The 16,473-nt window shown below is 72.5% G+C and carries 15 protein-coding genes; 6 read left to right on the top strand and 9 right to left on the bottom strand.

The window, feature by feature from the left end; translation table 11 throughout:
- Window positions 1–60 precede the first annotated feature (60 nt).
- Entirely contained in the window at window positions 61–1,209 is a 1,149-nt protein-coding gene (locus ACVWWH_RS02895; protein ID WP_457315558.1) for an FAD-dependent oxidoreductase, read from the top strand.
- 127 nt (window positions 1,210–1,336) lie between these two features.
- Here the strand turns inward: ACVWWH_RS02895 and gluQRS are convergent, their stop codons facing one another.
- From gluQRS to uxaC, 5 genes are read right to left on the bottom strand one after another with little or no spacing between them, the layout of a single operon-like run.
- Window positions 1,337–2,236 (bottom strand): tRNA glutamyl-Q(34) synthetase GluQRS, encoded by a 900-nt coding sequence (gene gluQRS / locus ACVWWH_RS02890; RefSeq protein ID WP_457315557.1) that lies wholly within the window; start codon window positions 2,234–2,236, stop codon window positions 1,337–1,339.
- 56 nt (window positions 2,237–2,292) lie between these two features.
- A complete protein-coding gene (locus tag ACVWWH_RS02885) occupies window positions 2,293–3,321 on the bottom strand; it encodes a sugar kinase (protein WP_457315556.1) in 1,029 nt (342 codons plus the stop codon).
- 20 nt (window positions 3,322–3,341) lie between these two features.
- Entirely contained in the window at window positions 3,342–4,001 is a 660-nt protein-coding gene (locus tag ACVWWH_RS02880; RefSeq protein ID WP_066500709.1) for a bifunctional 4-hydroxy-2-oxoglutarate aldolase/2-dehydro-3-deoxy-phosphogluconate aldolase, read from the bottom strand.
- A gap of 42 nt (window positions 4,002–4,043) precedes the next feature.
- Window positions 4,044–5,453 carry an MFS transporter gene (locus ACVWWH_RS02875; RefSeq protein ID WP_066500708.1) on the bottom strand — a complete coding sequence of 470 codons (1,410 nt, stop codon included), beginning with the start codon at window positions 5,451–5,453 and terminating at the stop codon, window positions 4,044–4,046.
- A 35-nt stretch (window positions 5,454–5,488) separates the two neighbouring features.
- Complete coding sequence (gene uxaC, locus ACVWWH_RS02870; RefSeq protein ID WP_066500707.1) at window positions 5,489–6,964, bottom strand: glucuronate isomerase; 1,476 nt, start codon at window positions 6,962–6,964, stop codon at window positions 5,489–5,491.
- 183 nt (window positions 6,965–7,147) lie between these two features.
- On the opposite strand from uxaC, the gene ACVWWH_RS02865 reads away from it, so the two are divergent.
- The 3 genes from ACVWWH_RS02865 (at window position 7,148) to ACVWWH_RS02855 (ending at window position 11,262) form a co-directional block, all read left to right on the top strand.
- Window positions 7,148–8,158 carry a LacI family DNA-binding transcriptional regulator gene (locus tag ACVWWH_RS02865; protein ID WP_066500705.1) on the top strand — a complete coding sequence of 337 codons (1,011 nt, stop codon included), beginning with the start codon at window positions 7,148–7,150 and terminating at the stop codon, window positions 8,156–8,158.
- Between the two features lie 99 nt (window positions 8,159–8,257).
- Entirely contained in the window at window positions 8,258–9,808 is a 1,551-nt protein-coding gene (locus ACVWWH_RS02860) for a UxaA family hydrolase (RefSeq protein ID WP_457315555.1), read from the top strand.
- Window positions 9,805–11,262 (top strand): tagaturonate reductase, encoded by a 1,458-nt coding sequence (locus ACVWWH_RS02855; RefSeq protein WP_457315554.1) that lies wholly within the window; start codon window positions 9,805–9,807, stop codon window positions 11,260–11,262. Before ACVWWH_RS02860 ends, ACVWWH_RS02855 begins: the two co-directional genes overlap by 4 nt.
- Window positions 11,263–11,283: 21 nt before the next feature.
- Here ACVWWH_RS02855 and ACVWWH_RS02850 read toward each other — a convergent pair whose 3' ends face one another.
- From ACVWWH_RS02850 to ACVWWH_RS02840, 3 genes are all read right to left on the bottom strand, one after another.
- Window positions 11,284–12,339, bottom strand: coding sequence for an LLM class flavin-dependent oxidoreductase (locus tag ACVWWH_RS02850; protein WP_457315553.1), 1,056 nt, complete (start codon window positions 12,337–12,339; stop codon window positions 11,284–11,286).
- 160 nt (window positions 12,340–12,499) lie between these two features.
- Entirely contained in the window at window positions 12,500–13,831 is a 1,332-nt protein-coding gene (locus ACVWWH_RS02845) for an alkaline phosphatase family protein (RefSeq protein ID WP_457315552.1), read from the bottom strand.
- Between the two features lie 126 nt (window positions 13,832–13,957).
- On the bottom strand, window positions 13,958–14,242 hold the full coding sequence (locus ACVWWH_RS02840) for a YciI family protein (RefSeq protein ID WP_457315551.1): 285 nt from the start codon (window positions 14,240–14,242) through the stop codon (window positions 13,958–13,960).
- A 24-nt stretch (window positions 14,243–14,266) separates the two neighbouring features.
- Here ACVWWH_RS02840 and ACVWWH_RS02835 point away from each other — a divergent pair, with 24 nt between their 5' ends.
- Window positions 14,267–14,794, top strand: coding sequence for a MarR family winged helix-turn-helix transcriptional regulator (locus ACVWWH_RS02835; protein ID WP_066500684.1), 528 nt, complete (start codon window positions 14,267–14,269; stop codon window positions 14,792–14,794).
- Window positions 14,791–15,558 (top strand): SGNH/GDSL hydrolase family protein, encoded by a 768-nt coding sequence (locus ACVWWH_RS02830; protein ID WP_066500683.1) that lies wholly within the window; start codon window positions 14,791–14,793, stop codon window positions 15,556–15,558. The genes ACVWWH_RS02835 and ACVWWH_RS02830 overlap by 4 nt, the downstream gene beginning before the upstream one ends.
- A gap of 18 nt (window positions 15,559–15,576) precedes the next feature.
- Here ACVWWH_RS02830 and ACVWWH_RS02825 read toward each other — a convergent pair whose 3' ends face one another.
- Window positions 15,577–16,407, bottom strand: a complete 831-nt coding sequence (locus ACVWWH_RS02825) for an FAD:protein FMN transferase (protein ID WP_457315830.1) — start codon at window positions 16,405–16,407, stop codon at window positions 15,577–15,579.
- Window positions 16,408–16,473 lie beyond the last annotated feature (66 nt).

The raw sequence follows: 16,473 nt of genomic DNA, 5'->3' as shown, positions 1-16,473 counted from the left end.
CCGGGACGCCCGCGACCCGGGACGTCCGGGGACGGGCCGGGCGGCCCTGGGCGCCTGAGGATGGGCGCGCGGCACGACGTCGCCGTGGTGGGCGCGGGCCCGGTGGGGCTCTGCTTCGCGGTGCTCCTGGCGGACCTCGGCCTCGACGTCGCAGTCCTCGAGGCCCGGCCCCAACGCAGCCGGCACACCCGGGCGATCGGCATCCACCCGCCGGGCCTGCGGGTCCTCGCGCGGGCCGGCGTGGCGGAGACGGTCGCGGCCGCCGGCGTACCCCTTCGCGAGGGCGCCGCCCGTACCCGCGACTCCGGCGCCACCCGCACCGTGGCGCGGATCGCGTTCCGGCCGCCCGTGCTCGCCGTGCCCCAGTGGGCCACCGAGCAGGCGCTCGAGGACCGGCTTGCCGTGCTCGCGCCGGGGGCCCTGCGCCGCGGCGTGCGGGCGGTGCGGGCCGAGCAGCAGGAGGGCGGCGCCGTCGTCCGCTGCGAGGACGGCGAGTCCGTGGCGGCCCGCTGGGTCATCGCGGCCGACGGCGCCCGCTCGCCCCTGCGCGCGGGCCTCGGCATCCCGGTACGCACCAGAGCGCTGCCCGATGCCTACCTGATGGGCGACTTCGCGGACGCGACGGGCGACGGGGAACGGGCGGTGCTGCACCTCGAGGCCGCGGGGATCGTCGAGTCGTTCCCGCTGCCCGGGGGCGTGCGGCGCTGGGTCGCGCACGTGCCCGAGCCGGCCCTGGACCCGTCGGCCCGCGACCTAGCCCGGATCGTGGGGGAGCGGACCGGGGTGCGGCCGGATCCGTCCACGTGCACCATGCTGAGCGCCTTCACGGTCACCGAGCGGCTCGCTGCCCGGCTGCGCTCCGGGAGGGTCCTCCTCGCCGGCGATGCCGCCCACGAGGTGAGTCCGATCGGCGGGCAGGGGATGAACCTCGGCTGGCTGGACGCCGAGGGCTTCGTGCCGCTCATCGCCGCGGACGTCCGGGCGCGCCGGGACGCCCCGGGCCCGGCGTGGGACGAGCTGTGGGCGGCGACCGAGGCAGAGCGACTCCGCGCCGCGTGGTCCGCGGCCCGGCAGGCGAGGGTCAACATGGCGCTCGGCCGTGCGCTCCCCCCGGGCGCCATGGCCGCCCGCAACACCGCCTTCCGCGCGCTCTACCGCGTCCCGTGGCTCGCCGAGCGGACCGCCGCGCGCTTCACGATGCAGGGCTGATCCGGCGCCCCGCGCCCGCGCTGGCCGACGCGCCGACCCGCAGAAGGTGCCCTTCAGGACCTGACCTTCAGAAGGTGCCCCTCAGATCCAGCCTGGAAGTCACCTTCTGAAGGCCACCTTCTGGAAGTCACCTCCTGGGGGTCAAGTCCTGCGGGTCCAGGATCCACGGGTCGCGGGGGAGCGCGGCAGGATCGAACGCGGTGAGCGCCTCCGGGAGCGTGGCGGGCAGCCCGAGGGATCCCAGGAGCAGCCCCGTCACCTCCTCGGGTCCGACGCCGGCCGCCGCCAGCGCGCTGAGGGTCACCGCGCCGTCGCGCTTGGCCAGCCGGCGACCGGCGGGGTTGAGCACGAGCGGCACATGGGCGTACTCGGGGACGGGCACCCCGAGTAGCCCGGCGAGGTAGGCCTGCCGCGGGGCGGAGGGGAGCAGGTCGTCGCCGCGGACCACCTGGCCGACGCCCTGGGCGGCGTCGTCCACGACGACGGCGAGGTTGTAGGCCACGACCCCGTCGTTGCGCCGCAGGACGAAGTCGTCCACGAGCCCCGAGTACCGCCCGTGCAGCACGTCAGTCACGGCCCAGTCGGTGACCGAGGCGCGGAGGCGGATCGCGGCGGGACGCTCCGCGCGGCGTCGTGAGCGCTGCGCCTCGGTGAGGTCGCGGCACGTGCCGGGGTACGCGCCCTGCGGCGCGTGCGGGGCACTGGGCGCCTCCTGGATCTCGCGCCGGGTGCAGTAGCACTCGTAGGTGAGGCCCGCTGCGGTCAGGCGCGCGATCGCCTCCTCGTAGAGCGCTCCCCGCTCCGTCTGGCGGACCACCTCGCCGTCCCAGTCGAGGCCGACGGCGGCGAGGTCCCTCAGCTGGACCTCCTCGGCTCCCGCGCGGGCCCGGTCCAGATCCTCGACCCGCAGGAGGAACCGCCGCCCCCCGGACCGGGCGAAGAGCCACGCGAGCAGCGCCGTGCGGAGGTTCCCGAGGTGCAGTTCGCCGGAGGGGCTGGGAGCGAAGCGTCCGGCACCGGGAGTCATGCCGTCTACGCTAGCGGGCGCGGCCGCCGAGGCACGCCCCTCGGCGGCAGCCGCCCTTACCGCCGCCCGGCCAGAGCAGGGCCCTGATGCGGCAGGGCCGTGGAGAAGCCGGCGCTCGTGACGGTGGTCCGCTTCCAGCCCTCGTCGGAGTACGCCAGGACGCGGTCGAGGACGGGGGGCGGCGGAAGGGCGCCGCGGTCCCCGCTGACCGTGAGGGTACAGGCTGCGGCGATGTGCCCGCGGCGGAGGCTGGTCCTCTGGTCGAGGCCCATGAGGACGCCGCTGAGGTAGCCGGCGGCGAAGGAGTCGCCGGCGCCCACCGGTTCCACGACCTCCACGGCCAGCGCGCGGACCTCGGAGCGCGGGCCGTCGCGCTCGAGGGCGATGGCGCTGACGGCCTCGTTCTTGATGACGATGGCAGCCGGGTCGGGCAGGAGGGCCCTGATCTCGGCCTCGTCCCCGGTACCGAAGGCGTGCTCGGCCTCGTCGCGCCCCACGAGCACGATGTCGGCTCGGTTCGCCAGTTCCCGCAGGACGCTGCGGTCCTTCCCGGCCCACAGGGGGGCGCGCCAGTTGACGTCGAAGCTGACCCTCTGGCTGCCGCGCGGGCGGCCCAGGAGGGCTTCGAGCAGGGCAAGGCATTCGTCGGAGAGGGCCGCGGTGATGCCGCTGAGGTGGACGAGGTCGGCGCGTGCGAGGAGGCCCGCGACCGCCGGCCGGCCCAGGAGGTCCGGGCCCATGGCGGAGGCCGCGGAGCCGCGCCGGTAGTAGAGGACGGATGCCGGGGACCCGCCGTGGGCCGGGACCTTCACGTAGAGGCCGGTGGGCCGAGACGGGTCCGCCTCGACGCCCTCCACGCCGACCCCGCCCTGAGTGAGCTCGGTGAGGATGCGGGCTCCGAAGCCGTCGCGGCCCACCCGGCTGACCCAGTGCGTGCCGACGCCCATCGCGGCCAGCCCGAGGGCGACATTGGACTCGGCCCCGCCGCTGCCGAGCTCGAGCCGCCCGGCGTCGGCCAGCGACGTGCCCGGTCCCGGCGTGAGCATGGCCATGGTCTCGCCCAGGCACACGGCTGTCATGGACATGGTGGGCTCCCCGTCCGCGGTCAGGATCCGACGACCTGGGCGGCCGGCAGGGCTGCGGTGAAGGCCGCGGCACGGGCCGCGATGTCCTCCCACTCCCCGCCCTCGACGGCCGCCGGCGGCACGACGGAGGTCCCGCAGCACACCGCGAGGGCGCCGGCGTCGAGATAGCTGCGGGCATTGGAGGCATCGATGCCCCCTGACGGCAGGAGCCTGATGCCCGGGAACGGCCCCTGCAGGTCCTTCAGGAACGCCGGCCCGACCTGCCGCGCCGGGAAGACCTTCACCACCGAGGATCCGAGGTCGAGGGCCTGCGCGACCTCGGAGGGCGTCATAGCGCCGAGGCAGACCGGGACGCCGGCCTCCACGGCGACCCGCGCCACCTCGGCCCGGATCCCCGGGGTGACGAGGAACTGGGCGCCGGCGTCGAGGGCCGCCCGTGCCTGGTCCCCGGTCATCACGGTGCCGACGCCCACCACGGTGCCGTCGCCGCCTTCGACGGCGCGGCGCACGTAGGTGAGGACATCCGGCGTCGTGAAGGTCAGCTCGAGCGAGCGCACCCCGCCCGCGCGGAGGGCTGCGGCGAGCGCGGCGGCGTCCGGGATCGATGCCGCGCGGACGACGGCGAGGGTACGGTCCGCTGCCAGCAGCTCGGTGAGCTCATGGTCGGTCAGGGGCGACATGGAGACTGTTCTTCCTTTCAGGGGGGAGGGTGCGGTGCGGTGTCAGTCCTGGGGCGCCGGGCCCGCAGGGTCGGTGCCTTCGGCCGCGTGGGTCTCGAAGACGAGTTCTTCCATCTTCCGGTCGGTCAGCGGGTACATCACGGCGAGCACGAGCGCTGCCACGGCAAGGGCCACACACGGGTAGAGCGTCTGGAGGCCCTTCATGCCAGCCAGCACCCCGGAGGTCTGCTGCACCTTGGGGATGTAGCCGATCGCGCTCAGCCCGAAGCCGGCCAGGCCGCCCGCCACCGACTGGGCAATCTTGCGGGAGAAGTTGAAGACGGAGTAGGTAATGCCCTCGCGGCGCACCCCGGTGCGCCAGTGCCCGAAGTCGATCACGTCGCAGACCAGGGCCCAGGTGATGCCGTTGGGGAGGGCGACGCCGATGAAGGAGAGGCTGAAGAGGGCGGTGAACAGGACGGTGTTGGTCGGGAGGATGAAGTTCAGCGCGTCCGCCACGACGGCGAGCAGGAATCCGTAGAGCGCCGTGCGCTTCTTCCCGATGAGGCGCGTGAGGAAGGGGATGAGGAGGATGCCGATGATCGAGGAGCCGATGCTGATCACGTTCACGTAGGGCAGGAGGCGCACGTCGCCGAGGTAGTACTGGGTGAAGTACACGATCATCGAGGTCTTCACGTTGTAGGCCGAGATCGAGAAGACCGTCATGATGACCAGCGCCAGCAGCGGCCGATTCGTGACCACCGTGGTGATGAAGCTCTTGGCCGTGAGCTTCTCCCCGGTGCGCACCACGGGCACGCTTTCCCGGGTGTAGCGGAAGGTGGCGAAGAAGCAGAGGACCCCCGCCACGGCCATGGCCGCGGCCGCGACGCCGTAGCCCACCCGGTCGGAGCCGACCGCGAGCACGATCGGCATGAACGCCACGCCGGTGATGAGCAGGGCCAGCACCGATCCGGCCTGGCGGAACGAGGCGAGCTTGGCGCGCTCCACCGGCTCCTGCGTCATCACCGAGGCAAGGGAGCCGTAGGGGATGTTCGTGAAGGAGTACAGCACGCCCCACGCCATGTAGGAGGCGTAGGCGTACGCCAGGTTGACGCCCTGGGAGAGGCCGGGGGTGACGAAGGAGAAGACGGTCAGGATGCCGAGCGCGATGCTCGAGTAGAACATGACGCCGCGGAACCGCCCGAAGCGGGACACGGTGCGGCGCCCGTCGATCACTACGCCGGCGAGGGGGTCCATGAACGCGTCGAAGAGCTTCGTGACGACGAAGACGGTGGCGGCCGCCGCGGCTGGCAGCCCGGCAACGTCGGTGTAGAACTTCAGCAGGTAGGCCTGTCCGAGGTCGAACATGAAGCCATTGCCGAGATCGCCCATGCCGTAGGCGATCTTCTCCTTCAGGGACAGTGTCCGGCGGGCCGTGGCCGTCGTGGAGGGCGACGGGATGATGCTTGCCATGATGGTGCTCCTTTGCAACCGGGCTGAGCGGCGGATCAGGCGGAACGCCTGGAGTAGGCGGTCTTCGGCAGGGTGTAGGCGAGGTCGACGGCGGTCTCCACCGCTTCCTCGAGGCTGAGCCGGTGTTCGAGGACCAGCCGCGCGAGGTAGCCGGCGTCGATCCGGCGGAAGAGGTCGTGGCGCGCGGGGATCGAGGCGAACGCCCGGGTGTCGTCCACGAAGCCGGAGGTGTTGTAGAAGCCTGCGGTCTCGGTCGCGGTCTCGCGGAACCGGCGCATGCCCTCCGGGGAGTCGAGGAACCACCACGGCGCGCCCAGCCGCAGCGAGGGGTAGGCGCCGGCGAGCGGCGCGAGCTCCCGGCTGTACACCGTCTCGTCGACGGTGAAGAGGATGGCCCGGAACCGGGGGTCGTGGCCGAACCGCTCCAGGACGGGGCGGAGGGACCGGGTGAATTCGGCGGCGACCGGGATGTCGAAGCCCTTGTCCTGCCCGTGCCGTTCGAAGGTCCCCCGGTGGTGGTCGCGCAGGACCCCAGGGTGGATCTGCATGACCAGCCCGTCCTGGCAGGACATCTCGGCGTTCACGAAGAGCATGTGGGCGGCGAAGGCCTGGGCCTCCTGCTCGCTGACCTGGCCGCCTGCGAGGGCGCGGGCGTACAGCCGCGCGGCGGCGCCCCGGTCCATCGGGGTGGTGTCCGCCGTGAGGTGGCCGTGGTCCGTGGCGAGGCCGCCGGCCTCGACGAACGCGCGCCGGCGCTCGCGCAGGGCGCCGAGGAAGCCCTCGTAGCTGGAGGTGTCCTCGCCGGACACCTCGGCGAGGGCGGCCACCTCCGCCCGCCATCCACGCCGGTCCAGGTGCACGGCCGCATCCGGGCGGAACGTGGGGATGATCCGCTCCCCGTACCCCTCGCCTGCCAGCTGCGCATGGTGCTCCAGTCCGCTGGTGGCGGAGTCCGTCGTCGAGATCAGCTCGATCGAGAACCGGTCGAGGAGCTGCAGCGGGCGGAAGCCCGGTTCGGCGATGCGCGCCTCGATCTGGTCGTAGATGGCGTCGGCCGTCTCGGCGCTGGGCACGAGGTCGACGCCGAAGACCTCCGCGAGCTCGTGCTCCATCCAGTAGCGCGACGGCGTGCCGCGGAACAGCCTCCAGTTGCGGCAGAAGGTCCGCCAGATCGCCCGCGAATCCGTCTCGACCGGGCCGCCGTCGACACGGGGGACCCCCAGCGAGGCGGGGTCGATCCCTTGCGAGACCAGCATGCGGGTCACGTAGTGGTCCGGCACCACCAGCAGCTGCGCCGGATCCGCGAACGGCTGGTTGGCGGCGAAGACCTCGGCCTCGACGTGGCCGTGCATGCAGATCAGCGGCAGCTCCGCCGTCTGGCCGTAGATCTCGCGGGCGACGGCGCGCTGGCGCCCGTCCGCGGGCAGCGCGCGATCGGGGTGCAGGCTCAGCCGGCGCGGGCTGGACGTGGCCGCGTCGACCTCCAGCTCCAGTTCCAGGGGTGTGGGCATCCTCGCCTCTTTCTGACGTATCGACGGGCCAGATCGGCCGATCGATGAAAACGTTATTATGACCGTAGCGGCAGCAGGCGATGAGATCAAGCTCACGTTCTGGGAGAAGGGCCGTCGGCCCGCGCCGCTCGGGCCGACTACGGTGGAGAGGATTCTCTGCACAGCCAAGGAACGGTGATTCTGATGTCGGGTCCTGTCACGATCCGGGACGTTGCGCGGGCCGCCGAAGTCTCTCCCGCCACGGTGTCCCGGACGTTCCTGCGCCCCGAGAAGGTGGACCCGGCCACGCGCGAGCGGATCCTCGATGCCGCCGCCCGGCTGGACTACCGCCCCAACCGGGCGGCGCAGTCGCTCATCACCGGCCTCACCGGCAACATCGGGATCGTCGTCCCGGACCTCGCGAACCCGTTCTTCCCCAGCGTGGTCAAGGGCATCCAGGGCCGCGCCGAGGAGCTCGGCTACTCCGCCCTCCTGGTCGACACCGACGAGGACCTCAAGCGCGAGTCCGAGCTCGTCGCCGCGCTGTCCCGCCAGGTCGACGGGCTCGTGCTGTGCTCGGCGCGCATGGCGGACGAGGACCTGGTGGCCCTCCGCGAGCAGCGTCCGCTCGTGCTCATCAACCGCCAGGTGCCGGGGGTCGCGGCCGTCACCTTCGACAACGAGGGTGGCATTGCGCAGGAGGTCGTGCACCTGAAGGCCCTGGGCCACCGGCGCATCGGATACGTGGCGGGGCCCAGCACGAGCTACTCGAGCCGCGTGCGCCAGGCCGCCGCCACGGCCGAGCTGGCCCGGGAGGGGCTGGTGGAGGTGCCGATCGGCAGCTTCGCACCCTCCTTCGACGGCGGCCGCAGCGCCGCCGAGAAGGTCCTCCTCGCCGACGTCACCGCCGTCATGGTCTACAACGACGTCATGGCGCTCGGCCTGGTCAACCAGCTGACCCGGTACGGGATCTCGGTCCCGAACGACATCAGCGTCGTGGGGTACGACGACATCGAGTTCGCCTCCATGTCGAATCCGCCGCTGACCACGGTCCGCATCCCGCGCGAGCATGCCGGAGCCCTGGCGATGAGCTACCTGCACGCGCTCATGGGCTCGAGCGGGCCGGCCCCGGAGCCACCCGCGCGGCTGCCGACGAAGCTCGTCTTCCGCGGCACTTCGGTGCGTGCGCCCTCGGCTCCTCCGGCCGGCGACTGAGCCGCGGTCCCCGTCCCCGCCAAGGGGGCTGGTCGGGGACCCCGGTGCGGACTACAATGAAAACCGTTTCATTGAGTTCCCACCGACAAAGGATGCGCGATGACGAGCGTTCCCACAGTCCCTGACCTGGCCGAAGTCGCGCTGGTGCTGCGGCCGGCCGACGATGTGGCGGTCACGATCACCGACGTGCCCGGCGGGGCGGAGTTCATGTCCGCCCATGGCCCCGTCCGCGTCAAGCAGGCGGTGCCGCGGGGGCACAAGCTGGCCATCCGGCCCGTCGAGGCCGGGGAGCAGGTCCACAAGTACGGCCAGTCCATTGGCCGGGCCACGCGCGCCATCGCCGTCGGCGACCACGTGCACACCCACAACCTGGGGATGGACGAGGCGGACCGGGCCCACGAGTTCTCCACCACCCGCGTCAGGCCTGCCGCCCCGAGCGGGCCGACGCGCTTCTTCCAGGGCTACCACCGCGCCGACGGCCGGGTCGGCACCCGCAACTTCATCGGCATCCTGACCGCCGTGAACTGCTCGGCCTCGACCGCGAGGATGATCGCGGCGCAGTTCGCCGGTCCGGTGCTCGAGGCCTATGAGAACGTCGACGGGGTCATCGCGCTCACCCACAACTCGGGGTGCGGCCTCGTGGCCGGCAGCGAAGGGGCCGAGCTGACCCGGCGCACCCTGCGCAGCTACGCCGCCCACCCGAACATCGCCGGCCTGCTCGTGGTGGGCCTCGGCTGCGAGATGCTGCCCGCGACGTCGCTGCTGGACGGCCTGGACCTCCCGGCCGACAAGCAGGTGCGCACGCTCGTCATCCAGGAGAACGGCGGGATCCGGGCGACCGTGCGGGCGGGCGTGGACGCGGTCAACGAGCTGATCCCCGTCCTCGAGACGATGCAGCGACAGCCGGCCCCCATCTCGGAGCTGGTCCTGGGAATGAACTGCGGCGGGTCCGACGGGTACTCGGGGATCACCGCGAACCCTGCCCTCGGGGTGGCCTCTGACCTCCTCGTGGCCCACGGCGCCACCACGATCCTGGCCGAGACCCCCGAGGTCTTCGGAGCAGAGCACCTCCTGACGCGGCGGGCCGTGTCGGAGCAGGTGGGCCGCAAGCTCCTCGAGCGCATCGAGTGGTGGAAGGACTACACCGCCTCCGGTGGCGGCTCCCTGGACAACAACCCCTCGCCGGGCAACAAGGCCGGTGGCCTGACGACCATTCTGGAGAAGTCCCTCGGCGCCGTCGCCAAGGGTGGCACGGCCGAGCTCTCCGCGGTCTACGAGTACGGGGAGCGCGTGACCTCCCGCGGCTTCACCTTCATGGACACGCCGGGCTACGACCCGGTGTCCGTCACGGGAATCGTCGCGGGCGGCGCCACGGTGGTCGTCTTCACCACGGGGCGCGGCTCCGTGCTCGGATGCAAGCCCACGCCCTCGATCAAGGTCGCCACCAACACCGCGACCTTCGAGCGGATGCGCGAGGACATGGACCTCAACGCGGGAGGGATCGTCGACGGCACGGCCTCGGTCGAGAGCGTCGGGCAGGAGATCTTCGAGAAGGTCATCGCCGTGGCGTCGGGCGAGCGCCCCGTCTCGGAGCAGCTGGACCTCGGCCAGGACGAGTTCGTCCCGTGGCAGCTGGGGGCAGTGACGTGAGGGCGCCCTCGATCGGGAAGCTCACGGCGACCACCGTGGCGCGGCCCGACCTGCCGATCACCATCCTCCAGTTCGGCGCGGGGAACTTCCTGCGCGCGTTCGTCGACTGGATGGTCAGCCGGGCCAACGAGGACGGGGTCACGCGGGACGGCATCGCCGTCGTGCAGGTGACCGACCGCCCCTCGCGTGCCCTGGACCAGCTCGCAGACCAGGATGGCCTGTTCCACGTCTACCTCGAGGGGATCCGTGACCGGCAGCCCGTCAAGGAGGTCGATCTCGTCACCTCGGTGCGCGCGGTGCTCAGCGCCCACCGCGACGTCGAGGAGTACGAGAGGCTCGTCGTCAGCCCCGACCTCAAGGTCGTGGTCTCCAACACGACCGAGGCCGGCATCGAGTACGTCCACGGGGATGACCTGGCCGCGCGTCCGCCGCGGTCGTTCCCCGCGAAGGTCACCGCCCTCCTCCACCGGCGCTTCGCGCACTTCGGCGGCAGCCCCGACGCGGGGCTCTCCTTCCTGTGCTGCGAGCTCATCGAGGACAATGGCTCGACGCTGCGGGAGTACGTGCTCCGCCACGCCGCCGAGAACGGCCTCGGCGCGGCGTTCGAGGACTGGGTCCGCACCGCGTGCCGCTTTTACGACACGCTCGTGGACCGCATCGTGCCCGGGTTCCCCCAGGAGGAGATCGGCCAGGTTCAGGCCGAGATCGGCTTCGCCGACGAGCTCGTGGTGAAGGCCGAGCACTTCTACGTCTGGGCGATCGCGGGCGACCCGCGCATCCGCGAGGACCTGCCGCTGGACCAGGCCGGCCTCAACGTGCTCTTCATGGAGGACATCCGTCCCTTCCGTGCCAAGAAGGTCCGCATCCTGAACGGCTCGCACACCGCCATGTCCGCCGTCGGGCTCCACATGGGCTGCGGCACCGTGCGGGACGCCTTCGCGGACCCGCAGGTCGAGGCGTACATCACCCGCATGGTGGCCCAGGAGGTGCTGCCCACCATCCCGGGGGACCGCAGCGACCTCGAGGCCTTCGCCCAGCAGATCCTCGAGCGCTTCTACAACCCCTTCCTGCAGCACGCGCTCACCGACATCTCGCTCAACGCCCTCTCGAAGTGGACCACCCGCAACCTTCCGGTGGTCCTCGACAGGTGGGCGGAATCGGCCGAGGCGCCGCTGACGATCCTGTCACTCGCCGCCCTGCTGGTGCTCTACAGCGGGCACTCCGGGAACCCCGACTTCCAGCCCAGGGACGACGAGCGGGAGGTGGAGTTCCTGCGCACCACCTTCGATCGGCGAGACGTCCCGGCCTGGGTGAGGGGCGCCGTCGGACGTCTCCTGCTGCCCGGTCCCGTCGATGCCGCGGTCCTCGCCCGGCTCTCCGCGGAGACCGCGCGGGCTGTCGAGCTGATCTTCGAGCGGGGGATGGCGGGGGCGCTGGGCGAGTACCTCGCCTGAGCTGGCGGCGGGCGGGGCGCCTCAGTCCTGGCCGAGGGCCCTCTTCACCGCGGGAACGATCTCGGTGGCCAGCAGCTCGACGGACGCCGCCGTCTCGGCGAACGGCAGCGTCCCCAGGCCCACCTGCGCCATGAACCGGCTCGTGCCGAGCGCCTCGTGGGTGGCGAGGATCCGTTCGGTGATCTCGGCAGGACTGCCCACGAGCAGCCCGCCGCCCGGGCCGGCCCATGCGTCGAACTGGTCCCGCGGGAACGTCCCGGCAGGCCGGGGCATGTTCTGCTCGATGTACGCGGCGTAGTGCGGGTAGAACGTGGTGCGGGCCTGGCGCGAGGTGCGCGCGGCGTAGAAGTGGCTCCCCGTGCCGACCGCGAGGGACGACGCCGCGTGCCCGGCCTGCGCGCCGGCGGTCCGGTAGAGCTCGACGAGCCGCACGAAGTGCTGGTGGCCAGAGAGGAGCGCGAGGAACAGCGGCACCCCCGCCTGGCCCGCCCGGGCGAAGCTCGAGGGCGTCCCGCCCACGCCGCGCCAGATGGGAAGCCGCTCCTGGACCGGCCGGGGCGCGATCGCCGCGTGGCGGAGGGCGTGGTGCGCGCGCGGCCGCACACCGTCTGCCGCGCCCGGGGGAGGCCAGGTGACGTCGGCGTGGTCGCGCATCTGCAGCAGGAGCTCGAGCTTGTCCTCGAAGAGGGCGTCGTACTGGGCCGGGTCGTAGCCGAAGAGCGGGAACGACTCCGGGAACACCCCGCGCCCGGCGAGGATCTCGGCGCGGCCGCCGGAGACGAGGTCGAGGGTGGCGAACTGCTCGAACACCCTCGCCGGGTCCGCGGTCGAGAGGACGGTGACGGCAGTGGTGAGGCGGATGCGCCGGGTCTCGCGGGCGATCGCCGCGAGCACGATCTCGGGCGCCGAGAACGCGAAGTCATGCCGGTGGTGCTCGCCGAGGCCGATCACGTCCAGGCCCGCCTCGTCCGCGAGGGTGGCGAGCCGGAGGGTCTCGTCGATGCGCTGGGCGGCGCTGCGCGCGCTGCCGGAAGGGCCGCGCGTGAGCTCGCCGAAAGTGAAGATGCCGAAGTCCATATTTGCTTGAACATTCAACCATCATGGGGAATTCCCGGGCGCGTGCGTTCCTGCTCGCGCTGGGCGGCGGAGGGGCCTCTACGCGGCGTGTCGCTCAAGGACACGCCGGGGCGCCGAGGATTGGTGAGCAGAATGGCACGCCCCAGCCTGCGCCCGAGGGTCAGCCCACCACGTCCCCCGGCGTGAAGCGCGCCATGAGCTCGTCCCGGACGTCCGCCAGATGCGCGGGCGTGGCCGCCAGGGCTGCGGGGACGGGAGGCTGCGGCGGCGCCGAGACCCCGGCCAGGGGGTCGTCGCTCCGGGGTGTGGCGAGCGTGAGGACGGCCCCGACGTCCGGCGCGGCCGCGTCCCTGCGGGTGAGCGGCGGCAGCCCGAACCGGTGTTCCACGGTGGCCAGGATGCTCGTGTGGTCGAGGGGCGTGGATCCCGCGGGCACGCGGAACACCGTGCCGGGCGGGATGAGCGGGCTCACGAGGACCGTGGGGACCCGGGGGCCGAAGCGCGTGAAGTCGAATCCGAACTCTCCCGGCGAGTCGTCCGGCCGGACCGCCCCGCCTGGCGGCGGGACGTGGTCGTAGCATCCGCCGTGCTCGTCATAGGTCACGATCAGGAGCGTCCTTGCCCAGGCCGGTCCGGCGCGGAGTGCGCTGTAGGTGTCGAGGATGAGCTGCTCCCCTGCGGCCATGCTGTAGTTGGGGTGCTGGCTGTTGCCGGTGGAACTCCAGGCCGGCTCCACGAAGGCGAACGCGGGCAGGCTCCCTGCTGCGGCGTCGGCGCGGAAGTCCTTGAACAGGCCGATGTTCGCCGCCGGGGCCTTCTGCGTGTCCGGAAAGTTGAGGCGGGTCAGCGGCGGCTTGCTGTAGCCGTAGATCTTCCACGGCACGCCGTGCTGGCCGAGGAGCCCGAAGATGCTCGGCACGGTGAACGACTTCGTGACGTCGTCCATGTGGCCCTGGCTCGTCCCGGCGCACGTGAAGGCCCGGTTGGGCATGGTCTCTGTGGGCACGGAGCTGAACCAGTGGTCGCACACGGCGAACCCGCGCGCGAGCCCGCTGAGCACGGGGAGCGTCTCCGGGGCGAAGCAGCCCATGATCCAGCCCGGCGCCGTGCCGGGGACCACGTACCACTTCTTCGCCTGGTTGTCCTTGATGGCCTGCGCGTAGTCGGACACGAACCCGGTCATGGTGGGCACCGCTCCCGGAGCGGGCTTCGTGGTCCCGAAGAGCTGGGCGTTGGCCCGCGGGAAGCCCTCACCCGGGTCGGCCCCAGGCATGAAGTAGGCGTCGGGGGTCGTCGGAGTGATGGGGTAGACCGCCACGGGCTTGCCATCGGGGCCCGGGCAGCTTTCGGTGCCTGTGAGGCCCTCGAACGGCGCCCCGCTCGGCGACACGTTCCCCGCGGCGTGGTAGAGGTACCCGAGCACATGGTCGAACGAGCGGTTCTCGAGCATGAGCACCACGATGTGATCGATTCCTGCGAGTCCGTCAGCCATGGCCTTCCCTCCGCTGGGATAACGCCGGGGTACGCCGTGGGGACGCCCGGAGCCCAATGGGCACAGGCTATGGCGCCCCGGGGCGGGAGGGAACAGCGGGGCCGGAGGGAACAGTCCGGAGCGCCCTCAGGCGAGCAGCGCCTCGAACCCCGCGGCCGCGGTGGTCATGTCCGCCTCGGTCACCTCGAAGTCGGCCACCCCGTGCACCGAGAACGGGTCCTCGGCGATCGCGGCCTCGAGCGCACCTCGCTCCGCGAGGGAGAGGAGGATGCCGCCGGTGCGCGGGTTCTTGCGCCCCGCGGCGACCACGAGCCCGCGGTCCACCGCGTCGCGGAGCCAGCTCCGGTGCGCCTCGAGATGGGCCTCGACGACATCCATGGGCACCCTGTAGGTGAGCGAAACGATGAGCATCCCTACAGCCTATGCTTGGTACCCGTGACGGAATCCCGCTGGCTTGACGCCCAGGAGCGCCGGGCGTGGCTTGCCCTGCTGAGCGTGACCACGCTCCTGCCGGCCGCCCTCGACGCGCACCTGACCCAGCTGAACAAGCTGTCCCTCTTCGACTACAACGTGCTCGCGATGCTCTCCGAGGCCGAGGGCCGCATGCTCCCCATGAAGGAGCTCGCCTCCCGCACCTCGGCCTCGCTCTCGCGCCTCTCGCACGTGGTGACGAAGCTCCAGGCACGCGGCTGGATCGACCGGCGCCCTTCTCCGGACGACGCCCGCGTCACCACCGCGCACCTCACCGACGCCGGCTGGGAGACGATCGTGGACCTCGCCCCCGAGCACGTGGGGCGCGTGCGGCAGCTCGTGTTCGATGCCCTCGGCGCGGAGGATGTGGCCCGGCTGGCGGACATCGGCGAGAAGGTCGTCGGCAGGCTGCAGCCGGAGAGCTGGATCTTCCGGGACCCGTCCCGTGAGGGGCTCCTCGGCCCGGCGCACGACGGCGAGGTGGCACCGTGAGCGAGTCCTTCACCTCCCGCTTCGTGGCCTTGGGCGACTCCTTCACGGAGGGCGTCGGCGATCCGGACCCGGCCCGTCCCAACGGCGTGCGCGGCTGGGCGGACCGCGTGGCCGAGCAGCTCCAGAGGGCCGATCCGGACCTGGGCTACGCCAACCTCGCGATCCGCGGCCGCAAGATCCGCCAGATCCTCGCCGAGCAGATCGAGCCGGCGCTCGCGCTGCGCCCCACGATCGTGACCCTCTACGCCGGGGCCAACGACATCCTCCGGCCCACGGTGGACATCGATGCGCTCATGGAGGGGTACGACGCCGCGGTGGCCCGACTCGCGGGCGCGGGCGCGCGCGTCCTGCTCTTCACCGGGTTCGACGCCGGCTCCTCCAAGGTGTTCGGCACGATGCGCGGCCGCACCGCCATCTACAACGAGCAGGTCCGCTGGATCGCGGACCGCCACGGCGCCACCCTCGTGGACTACTGGCGCTTCCACGAGTTCCAGGACTGGCGCATGTGGGACGTGGACCGGATGCACATGTCCGCCCTCGGGCACGCGACCATGGCCAACCGCGTCCTCGAGCTGCTCGAGCACGAGGGGCTCGCCGAGGTCCCCGACGCCGTGCCGCTGCCGAAGATGAGCCGCGTGGAGCAGTTCCGCGCGAATGCCGCGTGGACCCGGGAGTACGCGTGGCCCTGGGTCGTGCGGCGCATCACCGGCCGGTCCTCGGGCGACGGCCTGAGCCCCAAGTACCCGGAGCCCACCCGCCTCTGAGGCCGAAGCCGGGCGACGCTACGCGGCGCTCGGGGCGCGGAACCCGGGCGTGGCGAGCAGCCCGCCGTCGCGTGCCACCGCGAGCACGTCCACGTCCCAGCGGGCGGTGACCGCATCGAGGGCAGGCCGGCCGCCGGCCACGATCGCCGTCGCCAGGACGTCCGCGGTGACGATGTCCTGGGCGGCCACGCTCACCTGGGTGAACTCGGCACGGCGGGGGCCGGACGGCCCGCGCAGCCCGACGGTCCAGATGTGGTCGCCGCGCTCGGCCGAGCCGGAGGTGGCCAGCGCGAGCCGGGCGGGGGGCTGCGCGAGCCGGGCGAGGGGCTGCGCGAGCTGGGCGGGGGCCTGCGCGCCGAGCGGGTAGGCGCCCAGCAGGGTCCGCCGGTCGGCGGGATCCACGATCCCGGCGAGCCACGGGGACGCACCTGCGGGCGACGGCGCCGGCGAACCGGAGACGAGCACGTCGCCCCCGGCATTGAGGCACCAATCGTGCAGCCCGAGCGCGGCGAGCGATCGGCCCGCCTCGGCGATGGCGTAGCCCTTGACGAGCCCGCTCAGGTCCAGGAGCCCGTCCGGGCGCTCGGGGGTGAAGGCGCCCTCGGTGCGGCGGCGCCACCGAACCGCGTCCGCGTACAGGTCCCGCATGAGCGGGCTGGCCTGCAGGAGGGTCAGCTCGCCGCGGGCGATCCGGCTGGCCTCTGAGTCCGGCCGGTAGAGGCTGAACTGGGCGTCGAGGGCCGCGAACTGGTCCTCCACCACGGCGGTCGCGGCCTCGAGCCGGTCGAGGTCGGCCTGCAGCCCGTCGCCGGGACGCACGGGGACCGTGAGGCTGACCACGGTGCCCATGCAGACGAACGTCCGGGCGCGCAGGGCCGGAGCGCCGGACGCCGGGGTGCCAGGCGCCGCGGTACC

The organism is Sinomonas sp. RB5, from assembly GCF_054063535.1.
Note: the sequence above shows the minus strand (reverse complement) of the source record. Positions and strands in the feature narration are given on the sequence as shown.

Coding starts and splice junctions, on each gene's coding strand:
- ACVWWH_RS02895 (WP_457315558.1), top strand. CDS start 61: ATGGGCGCGCGGCACGACGTCGCCGTGGTGGGCGCGGGCCCGGTGGGG.
- gluQRS (WP_457315557.1), bottom strand. CDS start 2,236: ATGACTCCCGGTGCCGGACGCTTCGCTCCCAGCCCCTCCGGCGAACTG.
- ACVWWH_RS02885 (WP_457315556.1), bottom strand. CDS start 3,321: ATGTCCATGACAGCCGTGTGCCTGGGCGAGACCATGGCCATGCTCACG.
- ACVWWH_RS02880 (WP_066500709.1), bottom strand. CDS start 4,001: ATGTCGCCCCTGACCGACCATGAGCTCACCGAGCTGCTGGCAGCGGAC.
- ACVWWH_RS02875 (WP_066500708.1), bottom strand. CDS start 5,453: ATGGCAAGCATCATCCCGTCGCCCTCCACGACGGCCACGGCCCGCCGG.
- uxaC (WP_066500707.1), bottom strand. CDS start 6,964: ATGCCCACACCCCTGGAACTGGAGCTGGAGGTCGACGCGGCCACGTCC.
- ACVWWH_RS02865 (WP_066500705.1), top strand. CDS start 7,148: ATGTCGGGTCCTGTCACGATCCGGGACGTTGCGCGGGCCGCCGAAGTC.
- ACVWWH_RS02860 (WP_457315555.1), top strand. CDS start 8,258: ATGACGAGCGTTCCCACAGTCCCTGACCTGGCCGAAGTCGCGCTGGTG.
- ACVWWH_RS02850 (WP_457315553.1), bottom strand. CDS start 12,339: ATGGACTTCGGCATCTTCACTTTCGGCGAGCTCACGCGCGGCCCTTCC.
- ACVWWH_RS02845 (WP_457315552.1), bottom strand. CDS start 13,831: ATGGCTGACGGACTCGCAGGAATCGATCACATCGTGGTGCTCATGCTC.
- ACVWWH_RS02840 (WP_457315551.1), bottom strand. CDS start 14,242: ATGCTCATCGTTTCGCTCACCTACAGGGTGCCCATGGATGTCGTCGAG.
- ACVWWH_RS02825 (WP_457315830.1), bottom strand. CDS start 16,407: ATGGGCACCGTGGTCAGCCTCACGGTCCCCGTGCGTCCCGGCGACGGG.